Source organism: Hydrogenophaga taeniospiralis CCUG 15921 (assembly GCF_001592305.1).
Taxonomy (GTDB): domain Bacteria; phylum Pseudomonadota; class Gammaproteobacteria; order Burkholderiales; family Burkholderiaceae_C; genus Hydrogenophaga; species Hydrogenophaga taeniospiralis.
In genome coordinates this window covers 375,554-395,490 of the sequence record NZ_BCWR01000001.1, presented here as the reverse complement: position 1 = coordinate 395,490, position 19,937 = coordinate 375,554, and the positions used below count along the sequence as shown (strand labels likewise).

Genomic DNA, 19,937 nt, shown 5'->3' with positions numbered 1-19,937 from the left:
CCACCGAGACCCCCATGGCGCAACGCATCCTCTTGCTCGAAGACGAACCGGCCATCGCCGACACCCTGCTGTACGCGCTGAAGAGCGAAGGCTTCGAGGTCACGCATGTGCAGCTCGCGAGCGAGGCGCTCGCGGCCTTCCGCACCCAGGCGCCCGACCTCGCCATCCTCGACGTGGGCGTGCCCGATGGCAATGGCTTCGACGTGTGCCGCGTCATCCGCAAGACCAGCGAGCTGCCCATCGTTTTCCTGACCGCGCGCAGCGAGGAGATTGATCGCGTGCTGGGCCTGGAGCTGGGCGCGGACGACTATGTGAGCAAACCTTTTTCACCGCGCGAGGTCTGCGCCCGCGTGCGTGCGATCCTGCGGCGCAGCGCGGGGCGCCCCGCAGCACCAGCGCAGGCCACAGCGGCCACGGCCGTGGGGTTGCCGCTGCAACTGGACGAAGCCAGCCAGCGCATCCGATGCGATGGCCAACCGCTCGCGCTCACCCGCTACGAGTACCTGCTGCTGGCCACGCTGATCAGGCGTCCGCAACGCATCTTCTCTCGCCGCGAACTCATGGACCTCGTTTGGGGCGATGCGCCCGACTCGTCGGAGCGTACGGTGGACGCGCACGTGAAGCTGGTGCGCGCCAAGCTGCGCGAGCGCGGCGTGGCGGCCGAGCTGATCCAGACGCATCGCAACATGGGCTATTCGATTCAGATCTGACATGCGCATTGGCCTTCGACTCCTGCTCGGTTTCTTCCTGATCCTGGGCCTGGCGCTGTTCGTGGTGCTGCGCATCTTTCTGGAAGAGGTCAAGCCCGGCACACGCCTGGCCATGGAAGACAGTCTGGTGGACGCGGCCTACGGCTTTGCACAGCTCGCCGCGCCCGACATGAAGGCCGGGGTGATCGCCAGCGGCGGCTTCGCGCAGGCGATGACGGCGCTGCCCACGCTCAAGCCCAATGCCTCGATCTGGGGTTTCCATAAGGACCGCATTCACACCCGCATCACCGTCACCGACGCGCGCGGCATCGTCGTGTTCGACAGCCGCGGGCAGGACATCGGGCAAGACCATTCGCGCTGGAACGACGTCTACAAAACCCTGCGCGGCGAGTACGGCGCGCGCTCCAGCGGTGAAAGCCCCTACGACGCCGACCGCACGGTGATGCACGTGGCCGCGCCCATCCGCGATGGCGCGCGGATTATCGGCGTGCTCACCGTCTCGCGGCCCAACCAGACGCTGGAGCCCTACATCCAGCGCAGCCGCGACCGCATCCTCAACTGGTCCTGGGGCCTGCTCGGCATCTCGCTGTTCGTCGGCCTGCTGTTCACCTGGTGGATGGCCAGCTCGCTTTCGCGGCTGCGCCGCTACGCCAACGCGGTCGCGCAGGGCGAGCGCGCCGCGCTGCCGCGCATGGGGCGGCTCTCCGGCAACACCGAGTTCAGCGACCTGGCCCAGGCGGTCGAGCGCATGCGCCTGAAGCTCGAAGACAAGGCCTACGTCGAGCACTACGTGCACACGCTCACGCACGAGCTCAAGAGCCCGCTGGCGGCCATACGCGGCGCGGCCGAACTGCTGCAGGAGCCGCTGCCCGAGGCCGAGCGCGACCGCTTTGCCGCCAACATCCAGCGCCAGACCGAGCGCCTGCAGCAGCTCATCGACAAGCTGCTCGGCCTGGCCCAGGTGGAGCAGATGCGCCAGCTCGGGCCGGTGGAGCGCATCGATCTCTCGGCCCTCACGCGCGAGCGGGTGCAGGCGCTGGAGCCGCGCCTGCGGCGCAAGGCGCTGCGCGTGGTGGACGAGCTGGGGCAGGGCGTCGCCGTGTTGGGCAACCGTTTCCTGCTGGCCCAGGCGCTGCAGAACCTGCTGGACAACGCGATCGACTTTTCGCCCACCGGCGGGGCGCTCACGCTTCGCATCGCCCAGGACGGCGGCAGCGTCGAATGGTCGGTGCGCGACGAAGGCCCGGGCGTGCCCGACTATGCGCAGGGGCGCATCTTCGAGCGCTTCTACTCGCTGCCACGCGGCGACACGCAAGAGAAGAGCTCGGGCCTGGGCCTGTGTCTGGTGAAAGAGGTGAGCGACCTGCACGGCGGCGAGATCCGCGTGCAGAACGTCGAAGGGTCGCCCGGCTGCCTGGCCACCTGGCGCCTGAAGGGCTGATTTCACACCCGCTTCACACCGCCTGCGCGAGCACCGCACCGGCGTTTTCAAGAATGGCTCCGTTCCCCAACCACGGAGTCTGAATTGAACAAATACCCCCTGCTGAGCAAGACGCTGGTCATCGGTTTCCTGATGCTCCTGCTGTCCATTCCCCTGATGATGGTGCGCGATGTGATCCAGGAGCGCAGCATGAATCGCAACGCCGCCACCCAGGCCGTGGCGCGCGCCCACTCGGGTGGCCAGACGCTGACCGGGCCCGTGCTGCACGTGCCTTACACCGAGACCTACACCCGCACGCTGGTCGTCGACGTCGAGAAGAACACGAAGCGCGAAGAGACCGTCAAGGAAACCCGCGTGGCGACCGTGTTCCCGTCCACCATGGACACGCGCAGCCGCCTCACCACCGAGACGCGCTGGCGCGGCATCTTCCCGGTCACGGTCTACAACAGCCGCCACGACAGCACCGGGCGCTTTGTCTGGACCGGTGTGGCGGCGCGTGAGAAAGGCGGCCAGATCACGCTCGGGCAACCCTGGCTGACGCTGGGTGTGAGCGACCTGCGCGGCCTGCTGGGCCGGCCCGAACTTGCCCTGGGCGGCAAGACCCTGGCCGTCACCGCGTCGCCGGCCGCCGAGCAACTGCCTTTGCCGCTGGCCGCCGCAGTGGACGCGGCGCTGCTGCAACCCGGCGCCACGCTGGACTTCACGCTCGGCATGGATCTGGCGGGCACCGGCCGCATAGGCTTCGTGCCGCTGGCCGACGACAACAAGGTGACGCTGACCTCGCCCTGGCCGCACCCGAGCTTTGGCGGTGACTTTCTGCCGCGCAGCCGCAGCGTCTCCGCCCAGGGCTTCGAAGCCAGCTGGAGCGTGCCATCGCTGTCCACCCAGGCGCAGCAGCGCTTCCTCTCGGAAGGCAAGGAAGGCGTTGCCGCTGAAAGCTTCTCGGTCTCGCTCGACAACCCAGTGGACGTGTACCGCCTCACCGAGCGCGCCACCAAGTACGCCATGATGTTCATCGTGCTCACCTTCGCCGCCTTCTTCGTGCTGGAGATGGTCAAGCGCTGGCGCATCCACCCCATGCAGTACCTGATGATCGGCGCCGCGCTGGTGCTGTTCTTTCTGTTGCTGCTCTCGTTGTCGGAGCACCTCGACTTCCTCTGGGCCTACCTGCTCGCCAGCCTGGCCTGCATCTCGTTGATGGGCCACTACCTGCGCCACGTGCTCGGTGGCTGGCGGCCCAGCCTGGGCATGAGCGGCATGCTGGTGGCGCTGTACGGCGTGCTCTATGGCATCCTGGTGTCCGAAGACAACGCGCTGATGATGGGCTCGCTGCTGCTCTTTGGCGTGCTCGCCGCCATCATGGTCGCCACCCGCAAGCTCGACTGGTACAACGTGATGGGCAGCGAACCCAGGCCGACGGCGCCCCAGGGTTCACCGCGGACGCCATCACCAGATCCCGTGGTCTGAGCGCGGTGGAGCGGCCATGGCCACCTACCTCCACTTCGCCCCGGCCATCGCGCTGGCGGTGGCGATCGGCTCGCGCACCGTGGGCTGGCGGCTCACCCTGGCGGGTGCGGTCTTTGCCGTGCTGCCCGATGCCGACTTCGCCCTCGTCACGCTCGGGATCGACCGGTACGGCGGCCCCTACGGGCACCGGGGCTTCACGCACTCCATCGGCTTCGCCCTGGCCCTGGGGGCCTTTGGCGCCCTGTGGGCGGGGCCCGGGCGAGGCCGGCAGCTCGGCGCGGCGGCCTTCCTGGCGCTGTGCACGCTCTCGCATCCCTGGCTCGACGGCTTGCTGGACCGGGGCATCTGCAACGCCTGGCTCTGGCCGCTCGACGACGCGCGCATCTGCCTGGACTGGCGGCCGGTACCGATGCGTGGCGTGCCGCTGTTCGGCATGGAGCGTCTGCGCAGGGAACTGATCTGGATCGGCATCCCGCTGGTCGTGTCCAGCCTCGCGGCGGTGTGGCTGCGCTGGGGCTGGCGGCGACTGCGCACTGCCGCTCCCACAATGCCCGCTCGCACCGTAGCTCGCGGGGCAAAGGCATTCCCATGAGTGGCATGCCACGCTACATGGCGCCTCGGCCGATGCAGCGCGCCGCTTCGGCCGCGCTGCATCGGGAACTAATCGCCACGCGCGAGGCCCTGCGATCGGGCGCTCACCTCGACCGGGCACCGCGTGAACAGCGCGAACGCCGCGCCCTGGCCGCTCGGGTGTTCCTGCTGGCGCTGCAATTGCGCTGGCATGGGTGCTCAGAGCCGTCCGTCAGAAGCCCAACACCTTCACCATCGCCGCCGCCCGGGGCCGGCTGATCCGAGGGTGCGGGCTCAGCCGCTCAGTCCAGCGGCAGCGCGCTCGTGCACTTCAGCTCGTTCAGGCAGATGCTGGAGCGCACGCTGCTCACGCCCGGCAGCTGCGCCAGCGTGCCGAGCAGGAAGTCCGACAGGCTCTTGAGGTCGTGCGCCACGATCTTGCAGACGTAGTCGAAATCGCCCGTCACCGCATAGCACTCCAGCACCTGCGGCATCTTGCCCACGGTGCGCTGGAACTTCAGCACCTCCTTGTGCTGCCCGCGCTCCATCGACACGTGCACGAAGGCGGTCACGCCCAGGCCCAGCCGGTGCGCGTCCAGCCGTGCCTCATAGCGCTGGATGTAGCCCGCGCTCTCCAGCCGCTTGTGGCGCCGGTTGCTCTGCGCCGGCGAGAGGTGCACCGCTTGCGCCAGCTCCTGGTTGCTGATGCGCCCGTTGGCCTGCAGGGCCGACAGGATGCGCCGGTCCAGCCGGTCGAGCGATGAGGGATGCAAGGAATCTTCGGTCAAGTCGTTGTTCATGCAAGGGTTTCTTCAATGGAAGGCAATCCGTGGCCCGATATGAGAGCAAATTGTCTCCGATACGGCGCAAACTGCACAGCTGTTGCCAGGGCCACGTTCGAGCCCGCACACCACAACGAAGGAGACCACCCCATGACCCCCCTGGATGCACAAACCGCCCGCGAGCAACTGAGCCATCTGCCCGCCTGGGCGCTGGACAGCGAGCGCGGCGCGATCTCGCGCAGCTTGCGTTTTGCCAACTTCGCCGAGGCCTTCGGCTTCATGGCGCAGATGGCCCTGGTGTCGGAGCGGCTGGACCACCACCCCGAGTGGTTCAACGTCTACAACCGCGTGGACATCACCCTCACCACGCACGACGCCAACGGACTGTCGGAGCGCGACATCACCTGGGCCAGGGCCGCCGACGGCGCCTACGCCGCGTTCACGCGCAACGGAGGCTGAGATGCTGACCGACACCGCCGCACCCAAACACGGCCTGGCCGCCGGAGACGCCGGCCGCCCCGAGAACGCCGACTGGACCATCTCGCAAGGCTGGGAGCACTACACCCCCGCCGACCACGCCACCTGGAAGACGCTGTATGAGCGCCAGACGAAGCTGCTGCCCGGGCGCGCCTGCGACGAGTTCGTGCAAGGCATGCGCGACCTGCCCATCGGCGCCGATGAAATCCCCGACTTTCGCCACCTCTCCGAGGTGCTGATGCCGCGCACCGGCTGGCAGGTGGTGGCCGTGCCGGGCCTGGTGCCCGACGACGTGTTCTTCGACCACCTGGCCAACCGCCGCTTCCCGGCGGGCAACTTCATCCGCAAGCCGCACGAGCTGGACTACCTCGAAGAGCCCGACGTGTTCCACGACGTGTTCGGCCACGTGCCCATGCTCATGAACCCGGCCATCGCCGACTTCATCCAGGCCTACGGCCAGGGCGGCCTGCGGGCGCAGAAGCTGGGCAACCTGAGTCAGCTCGCGCGGGTGTACTGGTACACGGTGGAATTCGGCCTGCTGCAGCAAGGCGACGGCCTGCGCCTGTATGGCTCGGGCATCGCCTCGTCCTACACCGAGTCGCAGTTCTGCCTGGACAGCCCCTCGCCCAACCGCATCCGCTTCGACCTGGAGCGCGTGATGCGCACCAACTACCGCATCGACGATTTCCAGGAAACCTATTTCGTGATCCGCGATCTGGACGAACTGCTCGAATTCACCCGCATCGACTTCGCGCCGCTGTACGAAAGCGCCACGCGAGCCCCCGAGCTGCAACCCGGCGACGTGCTGCCCACCGACCAGGTGTTCAGCCGCGGCGACGGCAGCTACCACCACGCCAGAAAACAAGGAACCGCCACATGAGCAAAGTCGTGATCGTCACCGGCGCGGCCGGCAACCTCGGGCAGGCCGTGGCCCACGCCTTCGGGGCGCGGGGCTACCGGCTGGCCTTGTTCGACCTGAACGCCGAAGCGCTGCGCCGTGCCTACGGGCCCGACAGCGCCGACCAGCTGTGCGTGCCACTCAACCTGCTGGACAAGCTCCAGGTGGAGGCGGCGGTGCAGCAGGTGGCCGGGAAATTCGGCGGTGTTGACGTGTTGTGCCACCTGGCCGGCGGCTTTCGCATGGGCGAAGAGGTGCACACCACCAGCGCCCAGACGCTGGACTTCCTGCTCGACATCAACCTGCGTGCGCTGCTGCCCATCAGCGCGGCCGTGGTGCCGCGCATGGTGGCCGGGGGGGGCGGCGGGCGCATCGTCACCGTGGGCGCCATGGGCGCGCAGCGCGGCGGCGCGCAGATGGGCGCCTACGCGGCGTCCAAGAGCGCGCTGATGCGCATGACGGAGTCCATGTCGGCCGAGCTCAAGGGCCGGGGCATCAACGTCAACTGCGTGCTGCCCTCCATCATCGACACCCCGGAAAACCGCGCCGCCATGCCCGATGCCGACCCCACGCAGTGGGTGGCGCCGCAGGCGCTGGCCGACGTGATGGTGTTCCTGGCCTCCGACGCCGCCCGCGCCGTGCACGGCGCGTCGATTCCCGTCACCGGGTTGGTCTGATCCGCTCAGGTCGCCGGGTAGGCGGAGTACTGGTCGGCCACCGCCCACCACCGCCCGTCCTCTTTCACGAAGAAGTACATGTCGCGCCCGCCCATGTGAACCGTCTGGCCGTTCATGTCGAAGGACATGTCGAAGTCGTAGGCGACGACGGCCGAATCGCCATAGACGTGGATGACGGGATCGATCTCCGTCCAGTGGTGGATGCGGGTGGACGTGGCGAAGCCCTTCCAGCCCGCCACGCAGGCCGCGCCGCCGTTGATGCGCTCGCGCTCGGTGGCCGTGATGGCGATCATGTTGCGGTGGAAATAGCGCGCAAGGTCGTCCGGGTCGCCCTGGGTCCAGGCGTCGTTGAGGGCGCGCAGTGTGGTCCAGATGTCCTGCTGTACCGGGTCGTTGAATGGGGGCGTGGGCATGGTGCGGCTCCTTGGGGGTGTCGGTCAGTTGATGTGAAGCAGAGACTGAAAGCCGTCGCTCGCCAGCGTCTGGCGCAAGCCCGAGACCAGATCGGGAGCGTCGACAAACGGGTGATCGCGGTACAGAGCGGTGTTGGTGTCGCCCACCAGGCGCTCAAACGCCTTGCGGCCCTGGACTGAAATGTCCTTGATGCGGATGTAGTGCGATCTGGCGAACACCAGTTGCCCGGGGTCCACCACGCCGTCACGCACGAAAGCCCGGGTCTTGCGCGCGCAGCGGCAGGGGTTGCGCGGGTTCACCAGGCCGCAGCGGTCTTGCATGAAGGCGCTCAGGTCCTTGCGTGCACGGGACAGCAACTGGCGGAAGTTGTCTTTGCTGATGTCCAGCACCTGGCTGCCCACGGTGTCGTTCACCTCGAACACCTCGCCCAGCACGAACACCAGACGCTGTTGGCGGTCCAGGCACAAAAGCATGCCCATCATGCAACTGAGTTTGGCTTCTTCCACCAGCAAATGCCGCTCGGGCGCGGAGCCATGCTCGGCGCCCAGGTCTTCGTCCGAGGCCTGCGCCAGGTAGTCGGCATAGCAGTCAAAACCCTGTACCGCGATCTCCGGGCGGCTGCGCTTGCGGTCCAGAAGGAGGTTGAAGGCGATGCGGTAGGCCCAGGTGCTGAAGGCGCTGTGGCCTCGAAAAGTGGACAGGTGGGTGACGATCTTCAGCAGACTTTCCTGTGTGGCTTCTTCGGCGTCCTGCGGTTGCTGGAGCATGCGCAGCGCCACGTTGTACAGCCACGCCTGGTGGCGGCGCAGCAAGGTGTCCAGCGAAGCCACGTCGCCCGACAGCGCGAGCTCCACCAGGCGCTCGTCGGTGGTGTGCGTGGCGGGGGCGTGACCCACGGGAAGGGGCGGGGCAGAGGGCTTTTCGTGTTCCATGCCTGATTAGACGGGATGGCGGCCCCCACTGTGACAGTTGCCCGAGCGGCTGAGGCCGCCCGTGCACCGTCACACCGCCGTGTCGCTCGCGGCGGTGGCGGGTGCCGCGCGTTCCAACAGCGGCGGGTGCGTCACCAGGCTTTTCAACGTCGGCTGGGCCTGGGCCAGCACCGCTTCGGGTGGTCGCGGTCGGCACAGTTCGGCATCCATGGCGAAGGCGGCTTCGATGGCGCTGGCCATGGCGAGCAGGCGGTCGTCGGCGCGCAGCGGGGCGATGAGCTGCAGGCCGAAGGGCATGCCCTGTTCGTCCACGCCGCAGGGCAGCGACAGCGCGGGGTTGGTGGCCAGGGTGACCATGTAGGTCAGCCCCAGCCACTCGTAGTAGTTGCGCATGGCCTGGCCATCGATGCACTCGGCGTACAGCTCGCTCCAGGGGAAGGGCGAGATGGGGGTGACCGGGGCCACGATCAGGTCGACCTGCTCGAAGGCGCGTTCAAAACGCCGTGCGATGCGCGTCTGTTCCAGGTGGGCCCAGGCGCGGTCGCCCAGTGTGATGGCGTGGGCCATTTCCACGTTGGCGCGCACGTTGGGGCCGAGCGACTGCGGGTCTTGGCGGTAGGTGTCGGCGAAGGCCGCCACGAAGCTCTCGGCGCGCAGGATGTCAAAGCAGCGGTGGCCGTCGGGCAGGCTCAGATCCAGCGGCTCGCAGGAGCGGGTGTGGCGCGCGAGCGCGGCCACGCGCTGGCGGAATGTGCGGCGGATGGACGGGTCCACCGCGCAGGCGCCGAAGTCTTCCACCGTGCCGATGCGCAGGCTGGCCAAGTCCAGCTCCCGCACGGGCCAGCCCTGGCAGACGCCGGACACGCTGAGCGGGTCCATGGGGTGGCGGCCCACGCTGGCCGAGAGCATGAGCGCGGTGTCGGCCACCGTGCGGCCCATGGGGCCAAGCACCGAGATCACCGACCAGCCCAGCGGGCGCGCGTCGTTGGCCACCACGCCGGGCGAGGGCCGCAGGCCCACCACGCCGCACAGCGCGGCCGGGATGCGCAGCGAGCCGCCGGTGTCGGAGCCGGTGCACAGGGGCAGCATGTCGGTGGCCAGCGCGGCGGCCGATCCGCCCGACGAACCGCCCGCGTTGAGCAGCGGGTTGAAGGGGTTGCCGGTGGCGCCCCATACCGGGTTGCGCGTGTTGGCGCCGGCGCCCATGTCCGGCACGTTGGTCTTGGCGGTGACGATGGCGCCGGCCGCGCGCAGCCGGGCCACGAGCGCGTTGTCTTGCTGGGGCACGTTGCCGCGCCGCCCCACGTTGCCGCTGGTGGTGAGCAGGCCGGCGGTGTCCTGCAGGTCTTTCACACCCAGGGGCAGGCCGTGCAGCGCGCCCAGCGCTTCGCCGCGCAACACCTGGGCCTCGGCGGTTCGGGCGGCGGCGCGGGCGCGCTCGTGGTCGGTGGCGCAGATCGCGTTCACCGCCGGGTTCACCGCTTCGATGCGCGCGATGCAGGCTTCGAGCAGCTCCACCGGCGAAATCTCTTTGTTGCCGATGCGTCGGCGCAGTTCGACCGCGCTCAGATGGACCAAGGACATCCGTTCACTCCAGGGGGATGTTGGCCTTGTGCACGTAGGCGCGCAGCAGCGGCAGTTCGCGCGCCACGCGCGTGTCGTAGGTGCTGCCTGGCTCGTAGGCCACTTCCACGCCGATCTTCTCCAGCTCGGCCCGGGTGGCCGGGTCTTTCACCGTGTCGGCCAGCGCCTTGCCCAGGGCCGCACGCACCGGCTCGGGCAGGCCACGCGGCGCGACGATCGCGATCCACGGCACCATCTCGTAGTCGGGGAAACCAGCCTCGGCGATGGTGGGCACGGTGGGCATCTGTGGCGAGCGTTTCTTGGACGTGACCGCCAGCGCCTTCACCTTGCCCGCGGCCATCTGCGGCATGGCGGCCACGTTGGTGTCGAAGCTCAGCGGGATCTGCCCGCCGATCAGGTCCGTCATGGCCGGGGCGCTGCCCTTGTAGGCAATGTGCACCAGGTTGGCGCCGGCCATCACCTTGAGCATTTCGCCGGCCAGGTGCGCGGTGGTGCCGTTGCCGAAAGAGCCGAAGTTCAGCCCGCTGGGCTCGCGTTTGGCCAGGGCCAGCAGTTCGGGCAGGTTGCTCGCCGCCACCTTGGGGTTGGCCAGCAGCACCAGCGGCGAGCTGCCGATGGTGCCGATGGACTCGAAGCCCTTCTGCGGGTCGTAGGGCAGCTGGCGCTTGATCGCGGCGTTCACCGTGAAGGTGGTGTTCGACGAGATCAGCAGCGTGTAGCCGTCGGCCGGCGCCTTGGCCACCAGCGTGGCGCCGATGGCGGTGCCCGCACCCGGGCGGTTTTCCACGATCACGTTTTGCCCCAGGCGTTTGCCCAGCGGCTCCATGAGCTTGCGGGCGATGGTGTCGGTGGCGCCGCCGGGCGGGTAGGGCACCACCAGGGTGACGATCTTTTCAGGGTAGGCGGCGTGCGCCAGCAGCGGCAGGGCCAGCAGGGCGGCGGCCAGGCGCGCGGTGCGCCGTGTGAACGTGATCAGCTTCATGGGGCTTTCCTTCGGGGGGTGGGTGGGGGAGCCAGGCGCTCGCAGCGTTGCACCAGCAGGCCGGCCAACTGGTCCAGCTGGGCCGCCATGGCCGCGTCGGCCGGGCCGAACAGGCGCACCAGGCCCATGCCGCGCAGGGTGGACATCACGAGATCGATCAGGGCCGGGGTGTCGGGCGAGGCCGACAGCTCGGGAAACACGGTGAGGAAACGCTGGCGGAGCTGGTCCTGCTGCGTCTGGCGCAGGCCGGCGATGTAGCGCGTGATCTCGGGGTCGGCGCCGCAGCCCATGTAGACCTGCCAGGCCACCAGAAAACGCTCGGGCTCGTAGATGCGTTGCCACAGCAGTTGCAGCGTCTGCCGGGCGCGCTCGCCCAGGGGCAGCTCGGCCGCCGGCCACCCGGGCGCGTTGTAGTCGCTGGCCGCCACCAGTTCGTCCACCACCCGCATCATCAGCACCGACTTGGTCCCGAAGTGGTGCTGAAACGCCCCCGGCGTGAGGCCGGCGGCCTTGGCCACTTCAAACACCGAAGCACCCTGGTAACCCTTGTCGCGCACCACCTGGATGGCGGCCCGGATCAGCTGCGCGCGCGTGGCTTCGCTGCGTTCGGCGTGGTGGGCTCGGTTGCGCGTCTTGGCGGGCGTGGGGGTGTCGGTGGTCATGAAGAAAGAATATGCATTACGTGTGTAATGTGTATTGGGGTTTCCCCTTCACTTGGTGCAAAACCCCCTTCGCGGTGGTGGATGGAAAATATGATGATCGTCATATGCTTGGCTACAATGCCGCCATGGCAACCGCACCCGGCCGCAAGGCCCTGACCCATGAACGCATCGTCGACACCGCGGCGCGGGCGATCCGGCGCGCTGGCTTCGCTGGGGTCGGCGTGGCCGACATCATGAAAGAGGCCGGCCTGACGCACGGCGGCTTCTACGCCCACTTCCCGTCGCGCGACGCGCTGCTGGTCGAGGCCCTGGCCCATGCCGGGCGGCAAAGCGCCGAGCGCCTGAGCCAGGGCCATGCCCTGCGCCAGGGGCGCGGCGCCAGCCCGTTCCGCGCGCTCGTTGACAGCTATCTCTCGGACCGCCACCTGAGCGGCACCGAAAACGGGTGCGCGGTGGCGGCGCTGGTGTCAGAGATGCCGCGCCAGTCGGCCGACGTGCGTGCCGCGGCCGTGCAGCGCGTGCGCAGCCTGGTGGCGCTGGTCGCACAAACCCTGCCTGCCGACACGGCGCCCGACAGCGCCGCCGCCATCGCCAGCCAGATGGTGGGCGCGCTGCAGCTCGCGCGGGCCCTGGGTGACAACGCCGAAGGCCGGGCCTTGCTGGCCGCCAACCGCAACGCCTTGCTGGCGCGCTACGACGCTCCCCCACCGGCGGCCTGAGCCATGTCCGCCATGCACCCGCCCGCCAGGGCATTCCTTTCGGCTTGATCAGAAATATGACGGTCGTCATAAAAATGAGCGCCGCACCGGGCCGTTCCCAAGCCAGCCCGCACCGCAGTGCAACACACGGAGACACCCCATGACCGCAACCATCGCCCAGGCCCGCGTGCAGCAGATGCTGCACGCGCCGCTGCTGCCCACGCTGCTGCGTCTGGCCACGCCCAACGTGATGGGCCTGTTCGCGACCACGATCGTGATCGGCTACGACGGCTACATCCTCGGCCGGCTGGGGCCCGACGCGCTCGCCGGCATCGCGCTGGTGTTCCCGCTGTCCATGCTGATGCTGCAGATGTCGGCGGGCGGCATCGGCGGCGCGACCACCGCCGCCGTGGCGCGGGCCCTGGGCGCCGGGCGCAGCCAGGACGCCAGCCGCCTGGCGCAGCAGGCGCTGCTCCTCGCCGCCCTGCTGGCGGGGTTGTTCATGCTGGTCATGCTCGGTTTCGGGCGCGGCATCTTTGGCACCATGGGCGGGCGCGGCGCCGCGCTCGAAGCCGCGCTCGTGTATTCGAACGTGCTGTTCAGCGGCGCGCTGCTCATCTGGTCCACCAACGTGCTGGCCGCCGTGGTGCGCGGCGCGGGCAACATGGTGCTGCCCTCGCTGATGCTGCTGGGCACGGCGCTGCTGCACCTGGCGTTGTGCCCGCTGCTGGTGTTCGGCTGGGGGCCGGTGGCTGGCCTGGGCATGGCCGGCGCGGCCGCCAGCACGCTGGCCGTGAATGCCGTCGCCACGCTGGTGATGGCGGCCCACCTGTGGCGCCGCGATGGCGCCGTGCAACTGCGGGCCTCGCCCTGGCGCCTGCACCTGCCGCTGCTGCGCGACATCCTGCGCGTGGGCCTGCCCGCTTCGTTGAGCCCGGTGATCAGCAACGCCTCCATCGCCGTGACCACGGCCTTCGTCGGCAGCTACGGCACGGCCGCGCTCGCGGGCTACGGCGTGGCGGCGCGGCTCGAATACATCCTGGTGCCGATCGCCTTCGGCTTCGGCACCGCGCTGACCGCGATGGTGGCCACCAACATGGGCGCGGGGCAGACGGTGCGCGCGGTGCGCGTGGCCTGGGCCGGCGGCGCGCTGGTGGCCGCGATCACAGGTGCCATCGGCCTGGCCACGGCCATCGCACCGGCGTTGTGGATGGGTCTCTTCACCACCGATGCCGACGTGCTGGCGGTGGGCGCCACCTACCTCAACATCGTGGGCGGCTGCTACGCCTTTTTCGGGCTCGGCCTTGCGCTGTTCTTTGCGTCGCAGGGGGCAGGCCGCATGTTCTGGCCGCTGGCGGGCAGCATGGGCCGCCTCGTGATCCTGGTGGTCGGCGGCTGGCTCTGCGTGCACGTGTTCCAGACTCCTGCGAGCGGCCTCTTTGCCGTCGTCGCACTCAGCCTGGTCGTCTACGGTTCCACCCTCGCCATCGCGATCCGCATGGGGAGCTGGGCGCGCTGATGTCGGCGGGTAACATGCCCGCATGACCCGACTGCACACCGAGTACCAACGCCTGTACCTGCCCCCCGGCGTCGGGGTGGACGACACCGCGCCCCCGCGCTTCATCGACAGCGACGGTCGCACGCGCACCATGGTGCTGGCGCTCGGCCACCCGGCCGACTGGGCCAGCCTCTCGCCCGTCTGGCGCGGCGTGCAGGCCGATCTGGCTCTGCCCGCGCCGGCCATCGCCGTCAATGGCGTGGACGCCTTCGAGCTCTGGTTTTCACTGGCCCAGCCCGTGTCGGTGGCCGAGGCCGCCGCCTTTCTGCAGGGCCTGCGCCAGCGCTACCTGCCCGAGCTCGCGCCCAAGCGGCTGCGCACGCTGCCGGCCGGCGCGGGCGACGCGCCACCCGCCGCGTGGATTCCCGCGCTGCAGGCCGCCACCGGCCAGTGGTCCGCCTTCGTCGCGCCGGATCTGGCCGCCGTGTTTGGCGACGACCCGTCGCTCGACTTCCAGCCTGGCAACGACGCCCAGGCCGAGTTGTTGAGCCGCCTCGTCAGCACCCCGCTGGACGCATTTCAAACCGCGCTGGCGCTGCTGCGGCCCGCAGCGCAACCCGCCGCCACCACGGCCGTGCCCGCGAGCGGCGCGGCCGCATCCCCGCAGGCCACGCCCAGCGCCACCCACGCCGCGCTGGCCGGCCCGTACCAGGACCCCCAGCGCTTCCTGCTCGACGTCATGAACGACCCCACCGTGGCGCTGTCCCTGCGCATTGAAGCCGCCAAAGCCCTGCTGCCGCACGGCGCCCCTGGGGCTCCCGCCGGCGCCGCCTGAGCCATGGGCCACACCGGCATGCCCCAGGCCAGCGAGCTGACCCCCGCATCCTTGATCGCGCAAGCGCTCAGCAACCCCGTCAACGCCGAACTGTTGCAGCGGCTGGACAGCCTGCGCCTGCCCCAGTGTCACCTGACCGCCGGCTGCCTGTTTCAGGCCGTGTGGAACCGGCAGACCGGCCGGGCGCCCGACTGGGGCGTGAAGGACTACGACGTTTTCTACTTCGACGCCACCGACCTCTCGTGGGAGGCCGAAGACCGCGTGATCCGCGCCGTGCAGGCGCTCACCGCCGACCTGCGCGTGGCCGTGGAAGTGAAGAACCAGGCGCGCGTGCACCTGTGGTATCGCAACCGCTTCCAGGCCGACTACCCCCAGCTCACCCGCACCACCGACGGCATCGACCGCTACCTCATCGCCTGCACCTGCGTGGGCATCGACACCCGCAGCCGCGCCCTGTACGCGCCCAACGGGCTGGACGAACTGCAACGCGGCATCCTGCGCATGAATCCGCGCTTTGCGCAGCCCGCCATGTTTCGCGACAAGGCGCGCAGCTACCAGGAACGCTGGCCGTGGCTGAGCATCGTTTGAGCATCGACCACCTCTTCGTGTGCATCGAGCCCGGCGGGCCCGAGATCGACGCCCTGCAACGCATGGGCCTGCAAGAGACCTACCGCCGCGCGCACCCCGGGCAGGGCACGGCCAACGTGTGCTTTGCGTTCGACAACCTGTACCTGGAGTTGCTCTGGCTCACCAGCGAAGCCGAAGCCCGCAGCCCGGCCATCGCGCGCACCCGCCTGTGGGAGCGCAGCCAGTGGCGCCCGCTGGGCGCCTGCCCGTTCGGCATGGCGTTTCGCGGCGACCTCGCCAGCGCGGGCGTGCCCACCTGGGACTACCGGCCGCCGTACCTGTCAGCGGGCATGGCCATCCCGGTGGCGACAGCCAGCGACGACCCGGCGTTGCCCATGGTCTTCGTCTCGCCCGGCCACGAGCGGCCCGTCGAATGGCCTTCCGCGCGGCGCGGCACCCTGCAACAAAGCGGCGGCTGGGGCGAGGTGCTGTGGGTGGACATCGGCCTGCCGCCACGCGCCGCTGCGGCTTCGCTGCTGCGCACTGTGGCGTCCGCCAGCAGCCCGCTGTGCATCACCGCGCGGCAAGACGGCCGCCACTGCCTGCGCCTCGCGTTGGCCGATGCGCAGGGGCAGCACACCCACACGCTGGACCTCGCCTCCACCGGCCTCGGGCGCTGGCGCGTCTCGCTCATCGACGAAACGCTGCCCGCGCGATCATGGCAACGCGCCTGGGCCGCCCTCGGCCTGACCGCGCCGGATGGCCTGATGCAGCGCCTGCTGGACGCCTGGGCCGAACCGCAGCGCCACTACCACACGCAGCAGCACCTGCGCGAATGCCTGGCCCTGCTGGAACCCGCGCTGTGCCTGGCGCAACACCCCGGCGAAGTCGAGCTCGCGCTCTGGTTCCACGACGCGGTGTACGACCCGCAGGGCAAAGACAACGAAGCCCGCAGCGCCGACTGGGCCACCGAAGCCCTAGCCCAGGCTGGCGCGGGCAGCGCGGTGCAGCAGCGGGTGCGCGCGCTCATCATGGCCACCTGCCACGACGCCGAACCGACCGACCCCGACGCCCGCCTGCTGGTGGACATCGACCTCGCCATCCTCGGCGCCGAGCCGGTGCGCTTTGCCGAATACGACGCCCAGGTGCGCGCCGAATACCGCTGGGTGCCGAGCTGGCTCTACCGGCGCAAACGAAAGGAAGTGCTGGCGGGGTTTCTGGCGCGGTCAACGATCTTTGGGACCGAGCGGTTTCGGGAACGGCCTGAGGGGCAGGCGCGGGAGAACCTGCGAAGCGCTGTGTAGGTGAAGGGCTGGTTGCGAGCCAGGGCAGACTACAGCCCAAGCCTTCATGTGCCGGGTGGCGGCTCTGGAGATCAACACCTGCCCTCATTGCCGCATGGGGCGGCTGCGTCTGGTGCAATAGCTGGCACCGCAGGCAGTGATAGCCCCGCACCGTGCCGCTGTCTGTCGAAGGCCGCCATGAGCGCGGGGTGACACCAAGCCGCGATGAAGGATGGGAGGACACCACTCAGCGCGGGCTCTGGGCCATCATGCGCATTGGTGGGTGTGAGCCAGTGCACGTGCACGATCAGGGTTGTCGCAGCGACGCTGCACCGCCGCGTTGGACTCACACGCAGACACACGAGCGTGGAGAGCCGCACACAATCGGCCAGTAAGTCGGCATCTGTCATTGCCCGCTTCAGCAGTTAAAACTTACACTGCTTATCCAGAAGAAGAAGACCATGCCGCCGCTTCGCGCGGTTCAGTTCAACAAGGTTTATCAGCCGCAAAGGGATCCCATGCTTGCTTCACACGTCGTTTCGCGGCTGATAAACGCTGTTCGTCGGGCCTTTTCTACTAAGGCGAGCCACGCATGATTCTTGAACAGACAACACTCGACTTCTTCATAAAGAACAAGGATGCGTTTCTTGTGATGGCTGGTTTAGGTGCCCTGGCGACGACCTCATTAACCGCTATGTTCAGCCTTCTTGGCGCAATCCAAGCGAAGAAGATTGATGAAAGAATCAAGAGGCAAGAGGCAATTAGAAAGCTTCTAGAGGATGGCATGATCGGCATTGGTGAGAATATGCATGAGATTCTCGCCACGGCCGATATCCTGGTTAAGAAGTTTCAGCTAACAGCGCACAAAAACGATCCCTCTCTTGAGAGATCAATCCAGCAATACAAAGATCGAATAGATAACAATAAAAAGCATCTACAAAAAGCAAAGACCGTTTACCGCTACAAGCTTTATGGCTTAGACGAGGGACTATCGGCCATAGCGCGAGTGGCTGATTGGGTAAAACGACTGAGAGACAACATCGAGCTTGCAAGTGCCATGCTTAAGCTGGCAGATGAAATCAGAAAGTTGATTGATCGAGAAATTATCTATTGCTATCGAAATGGCGACTACCCAAGAAAAATTACACTGCTTATCATAAAATTTTATGCTTGGCGTATTAGGCGCTCTTGGAATGAACGCGCCTAAAGGCTCAATCCATCATTCCAGCGGACAGCCCCTGGCGGCCGCTGAGTTCAAACGTTTGACGTCACAAGCGAGTGCATTTGCAATTTTGACTATTTTGCAAGAATGGGGTAGGAGAGTTGATTGGGATATGACTGAGTGGTATCAGTTCTTAACAATTATCGGGGAGGACGTATGAGCGCAAAGAAGGATCAGAGATTTGCCCTAAAAAAACCACACCTCAAGATTACGCGGCGAATCTTGGTTGGGGCATCAGAACATGAACGGCGACCGTTGCTGGAAGACGTAAAGCGGAAAATCCGAGAAGGGATCGATGAAGTTTTACATACAGCGCAGTCGCTACGAAAAGACCATGGAGTCTTGCTTCCTATCTTGTCCCCGGAGTGGGACTGGGTTCCTATATGTGAGGTCACCCCGTCACACACAATCTCCGCTTTTGAGGGAAACAAGTCGGAAGTTCGCGTAACGCTTCATCTGGATGAGCTTATTGATAACACGACGACCATTGAGCTAGATGGTCATGGCATATCTCACCTAATTGGTATATCGATAGATGGAAACCAGATTCCAAAATTGGAGCGGTCAGACAACGGCGGGATGCTTGCTGTGGTTAAGTCTTCGGTACCCACATTGCCTTTCCTGCTCCATGATGTCTTACTTGATATGGCAATGATTCATGCAAGGGCTCAGCCGTGGACAGGCATACGAGATCACTTGAGCGCCCAGGTCGTGGCAAGCGTTAAAGCGCAGTTCGCGCAAAAAAACAATCTGATTGGCCATGCTGCTTATGGTTCAGGAGAAGGTAATCGTTATTTCCCGCTCGCGGCATTCGCACGAACAGTGACCCCCAGAAATCGCTCGGCAAACAGCGATCTAGACCTAACATCGTATGTTGCTCTATGGTCAAATTTTGCCTCGTTCGCCAAGCAGACGGCTAATTTACCGATCCCTTGCGAAAGAGAGCATATTGCTGAGCGGATAGCCCGCTCGCACGTAAATGGCGGTCAGCTTTCTATCGCGAAGTTAGCCCGCGACATCGGTCAGCTAGCCACTGGTCACTATTGTCTCTACTTCTTAACTCGTGAAGCTGATAGCAAGGCAAAAGTTGTCGAACTAAGCACCTTCTTTCATACATCAAAAGCCCACTTTCGGACGCAACGTTGGATTATCTACCAACGTGATAAAGTTGCTCGACAAGCGGCAATCTTGTTGCATGAGCGGTATATTAGCGTATTTCCATTCTATGTGGGAGAGGAATGATGGCTGTCGATACACAAAATTTCGTAGCCTATGTTGATCTTCTCGGAATAGGCGACGCGAGTCTTGGCGATGGAGACTCCTATTACGATCAATTGCGTCGTTTTCGCTTGGCGTTGTGCGATGCCGTAGACCGACATCTTGACAAGAGCGATGAAGTCTTTGCCTTCAGTGATTGCGCTTTCGCCAACAGCTCAAGCCTTGACCGACTTGGTTCGTATCTTGCGCGGCTACAGTACGTGCTTTGGGATTACAACATCTTCTTGAAGGGTGCTATTTCTCAAGGGGAGCGTGATCATTTCGAGTTTGCAGCCCTTCCAAAACAAAGCAAAGAAATAGTCGCAGATCGTAAGCGAAAGCTGCATGGCTATTGGTTTCCGAAGGCATTTGTCTATCCAGCGTTGCTCGAAAAGAATCTCAAAGGGGTTGCAATTCAAGTCCACGGGAGTGTCAGTGATGAAAAGTGGCTTGAAGTCAATACGACTACTTCAGCCTATTTTCCGACTGACGCAACCAAGAAGCCTATCGTAATCCGGGATATTCGAATTCCAGAGGAACATTTGCCAGCGCTTAATAATTTACTAAAGACATACATGCTCATGAGCCATGGCTCGCGGCGGGTAAGTCGCTACTACGTGCCGCTGATAGTGACTTGGATCAAGAGCTACGATTACTCAAAAATTGGATTCGACTCAAGGACATCGGAGTACTCAGATATCCCTCTACCGGTTAAACATCTTGTGTTCAACCCCAAGATCGCATTTGAAGTAACTGCGCTAGTTGGCGGCGACGTTATCTTCTACTCGTTGCTAGCAAAAATTGCTGTCGAGTGTCAAGTCGAAAAGCTTACTGCGAAGGTCTTTGATTACATCGCTGGCAACAAGCGACTTAGGGCGGCAGCCGAACACATACCGGATGAGATTTGCCCGCTACTAATACGGCAAAGGATGATAGACACGAGGATTCATCATCTATTTAAGACCGGAAAGTGACGTCCAA

General features: G+C 66.0%; 22 protein-coding genes and 1 pseudogene. 16 read left to right on the top strand and 7 right to left on the bottom strand.

The annotated features are described in order from the left end of the window. Positions 1-14: 14 nt before the first annotated feature. The 4 genes from creB to HTA01S_RS01815 all read left to right on the top strand — a co-directional run bounded on the left by creB (position 15) and on the right by HTA01S_RS01815 (position 4,210). Entirely contained in the window at positions 15-710 is a 696-nt protein-coding gene (creB, locus tag HTA01S_RS01830) for a two-component system response regulator CreB (RefSeq protein ID WP_068166846.1), read from the top strand. A 1-nt stretch (position 711) separates the two neighbouring features. Then, the gene (gene creC / locus HTA01S_RS01825) at positions 712-2,151 is read left to right on the top strand and encodes a two-component system sensor histidine kinase CreC (protein ID WP_068166845.1); all 1,440 of its coding nucleotides are present in this window, start codon (positions 712-714) and stop codon (positions 2,149-2,151) included. Positions 2,152-2,235: 84 nt separating this feature from the next. After that, a complete protein-coding gene (creD, locus tag HTA01S_RS01820; RefSeq protein ID WP_068166844.1) occupies positions 2,236-3,618 on the top strand; it encodes a cell envelope integrity protein CreD in 1,383 nt (460 codons plus the stop codon). A gap of 16 nt (positions 3,619-3,634) precedes the next feature. Then, positions 3,635-4,210 carry a metal-dependent hydrolase gene (locus HTA01S_RS01815; RefSeq protein WP_068166843.1) on the top strand — a complete coding sequence of 192 codons (576 nt, stop codon included), beginning with the start codon at positions 3,635-3,637 and terminating at the stop codon, positions 4,208-4,210. Positions 4,211-4,278: 68 nt separating this feature from the next. Here HTA01S_RS01815 and HTA01S_RS26135 read toward each other — a convergent pair whose 3' ends face one another. Beyond that, positions 4,279-4,401, bottom strand: coding sequence for a hypothetical protein (locus tag HTA01S_RS26135; RefSeq protein WP_279338542.1), 123 nt, complete (start codon positions 4,399-4,401; stop codon positions 4,279-4,281). 89 nt (positions 4,402-4,490) lie between these two features. Further along, positions 4,491-4,988: an Lrp/AsnC family transcriptional regulator gene (locus HTA01S_RS01810; protein ID WP_068166842.1), complete on the bottom strand. Its 498-nt coding sequence runs from the start codon at positions 4,986-4,988 to the stop codon at positions 4,491-4,493. 132 nt (positions 4,989-5,120) lie between these two features. Between HTA01S_RS01810 and HTA01S_RS01805 the strand changes: the two genes are divergently transcribed. Genes HTA01S_RS01805 through HTA01S_RS01795 form a run of 3 tightly spaced genes read left to right on the top strand, consistent with a single transcriptional unit; the run spans position 5,121 to position 7,022 of the window. Beyond that, on the top strand, positions 5,121-5,429 hold the full coding sequence (locus HTA01S_RS01805) for a 4a-hydroxytetrahydrobiopterin dehydratase (protein WP_068166841.1): 309 nt from the start codon (positions 5,121-5,123) through the stop codon (positions 5,427-5,429). A 1-nt stretch (position 5,430) separates the two neighbouring features. Beyond that, the gene (phhA, locus tag HTA01S_RS01800) at positions 5,431-6,327 is read left to right on the top strand and encodes a phenylalanine 4-monooxygenase (protein ID WP_068166840.1); all 897 of its coding nucleotides are present in this window, start codon (positions 5,431-5,433) and stop codon (positions 6,325-6,327) included. Beyond that, positions 6,324-7,022 carry an SDR family oxidoreductase gene (locus tag HTA01S_RS01795; RefSeq protein ID WP_068166839.1) on the top strand — a complete coding sequence of 233 codons (699 nt, stop codon included), beginning with the start codon at positions 6,324-6,326 and terminating at the stop codon, positions 7,020-7,022. Before phhA ends, HTA01S_RS01795 begins: the two co-directional genes overlap by 4 nt. 5 nt (positions 7,023-7,027) lie before the next feature. Here the strand turns inward: HTA01S_RS01795 and HTA01S_RS01790 are convergent, their stop codons facing one another. The 5 genes from HTA01S_RS01790 to HTA01S_RS01770 all read right to left on the bottom strand — a co-directional run bounded on the left by HTA01S_RS01790 (position 7,028) and on the right by HTA01S_RS01770 (position 11,596). Continuing rightward, positions 7,028-7,435 (bottom strand): nuclear transport factor 2 family protein, encoded by a 408-nt coding sequence (locus tag HTA01S_RS01790; protein ID WP_068166838.1) that lies wholly within the window; start codon positions 7,433-7,435, stop codon positions 7,028-7,030. Between the two features lie 24 nt (positions 7,436-7,459). Then, positions 7,460-8,368 carry an RNA polymerase sigma factor gene (locus HTA01S_RS01785; RefSeq protein WP_084235769.1) on the bottom strand — a complete coding sequence of 303 codons (909 nt, stop codon included), beginning with the start codon at positions 8,366-8,368 and terminating at the stop codon, positions 7,460-7,462. Positions 8,369-8,437: 69 nt separating this feature from the next. After that, positions 8,438-9,952: an amidase gene (locus HTA01S_RS01780; protein ID WP_068166836.1), complete on the bottom strand. Its 1,515-nt coding sequence runs from the start codon at positions 9,950-9,952 to the stop codon at positions 8,438-8,440. Positions 9,953-9,956: 4 nt separating this feature from the next. Then, entirely contained in the window at positions 9,957-10,934 is a 978-nt protein-coding gene (locus tag HTA01S_RS01775; protein WP_068166835.1) for a Bug family tripartite tricarboxylate transporter substrate binding protein, read from the bottom strand. After that, positions 10,931-11,596, bottom strand: a complete 666-nt coding sequence (locus tag HTA01S_RS01770; protein WP_068166834.1) for a TetR/AcrR family transcriptional regulator — start codon at positions 11,594-11,596, stop codon at positions 10,931-10,933. Before HTA01S_RS01770 ends, HTA01S_RS01775 begins: the two co-directional genes overlap by 4 nt. A gap of 125 nt (positions 11,597-11,721) precedes the next feature. Between HTA01S_RS01770 and HTA01S_RS01765 the strand changes: the two genes are divergently transcribed. The 9 genes and pseudogenes from HTA01S_RS01765 to HTA01S_RS25050 all read left to right on the top strand — a co-directional run bounded on the left by HTA01S_RS01765 (position 11,722) and on the right by HTA01S_RS25050 (position 19,930). Beyond that, positions 11,722-12,315, top strand: a complete 594-nt coding sequence (locus tag HTA01S_RS01765) for a TetR/AcrR family transcriptional regulator (protein ID WP_068167118.1) — start codon at positions 11,722-11,724, stop codon at positions 12,313-12,315. A 139-nt stretch (positions 12,316-12,454) separates the two neighbouring features. Then, positions 12,455-13,813 (top strand): MATE family efflux transporter, encoded by a 1,359-nt coding sequence (locus HTA01S_RS01760; RefSeq protein ID WP_068166833.1) that lies wholly within the window; start codon positions 12,455-12,457, stop codon positions 13,811-13,813. A 22-nt stretch (positions 13,814-13,835) separates the two neighbouring features. Continuing rightward, positions 13,836-14,627: a hypothetical protein gene (locus HTA01S_RS01755; RefSeq protein ID WP_068166832.1), complete on the top strand. Its 792-nt coding sequence runs from the start codon at positions 13,836-13,838 to the stop codon at positions 14,625-14,627. A gap of 3 nt (positions 14,628-14,630) precedes the next feature. Continuing rightward, positions 14,631-15,215, top strand: a complete 585-nt coding sequence (locus HTA01S_RS01750; RefSeq protein WP_245637964.1) for a nucleotidyltransferase family protein — start codon at positions 14,631-14,633, stop codon at positions 15,213-15,215. Further along, a pseudogene (locus HTA01S_RS26130) lies at positions 15,197-15,430 on the top strand (VOC family protein); the annotation flags it as partial. The gene HTA01S_RS01750 and the pseudogene HTA01S_RS26130, both read left to right, overlap by 19 nt. Before the next feature lie 456 nt (positions 15,431-15,886). Continuing rightward, positions 15,887-16,498, top strand: a complete 612-nt coding sequence (locus HTA01S_RS25825) for an HD domain-containing protein (RefSeq protein ID WP_068167116.1) — start codon at positions 15,887-15,889, stop codon at positions 16,496-16,498. 571 nt (positions 16,499-17,069) lie between these two features. Beyond that, a complete protein-coding gene (locus tag HTA01S_RS01740; RefSeq protein WP_068166831.1) occupies positions 17,070-17,684 on the top strand; it encodes a hypothetical protein in 615 nt (204 codons plus the stop codon). A 171-nt stretch (positions 17,685-17,855) separates the two neighbouring features. Continuing rightward, the gene (locus HTA01S_RS25055; protein WP_157571929.1) at positions 17,856-18,941 is read left to right on the top strand and encodes a hypothetical protein; all 1,086 of its coding nucleotides are present in this window, start codon (positions 17,856-17,858) and stop codon (positions 18,939-18,941) included. Beyond that, a complete protein-coding gene (locus HTA01S_RS25050; RefSeq protein WP_157571928.1) occupies positions 18,941-19,930 on the top strand; it encodes a hypothetical protein in 990 nt (329 codons plus the stop codon). Before HTA01S_RS25055 ends, HTA01S_RS25050 begins: the two co-directional genes overlap by 1 nt. The last annotated feature ends 7 nt before the right edge of the window (positions 19,931-19,937 follow it).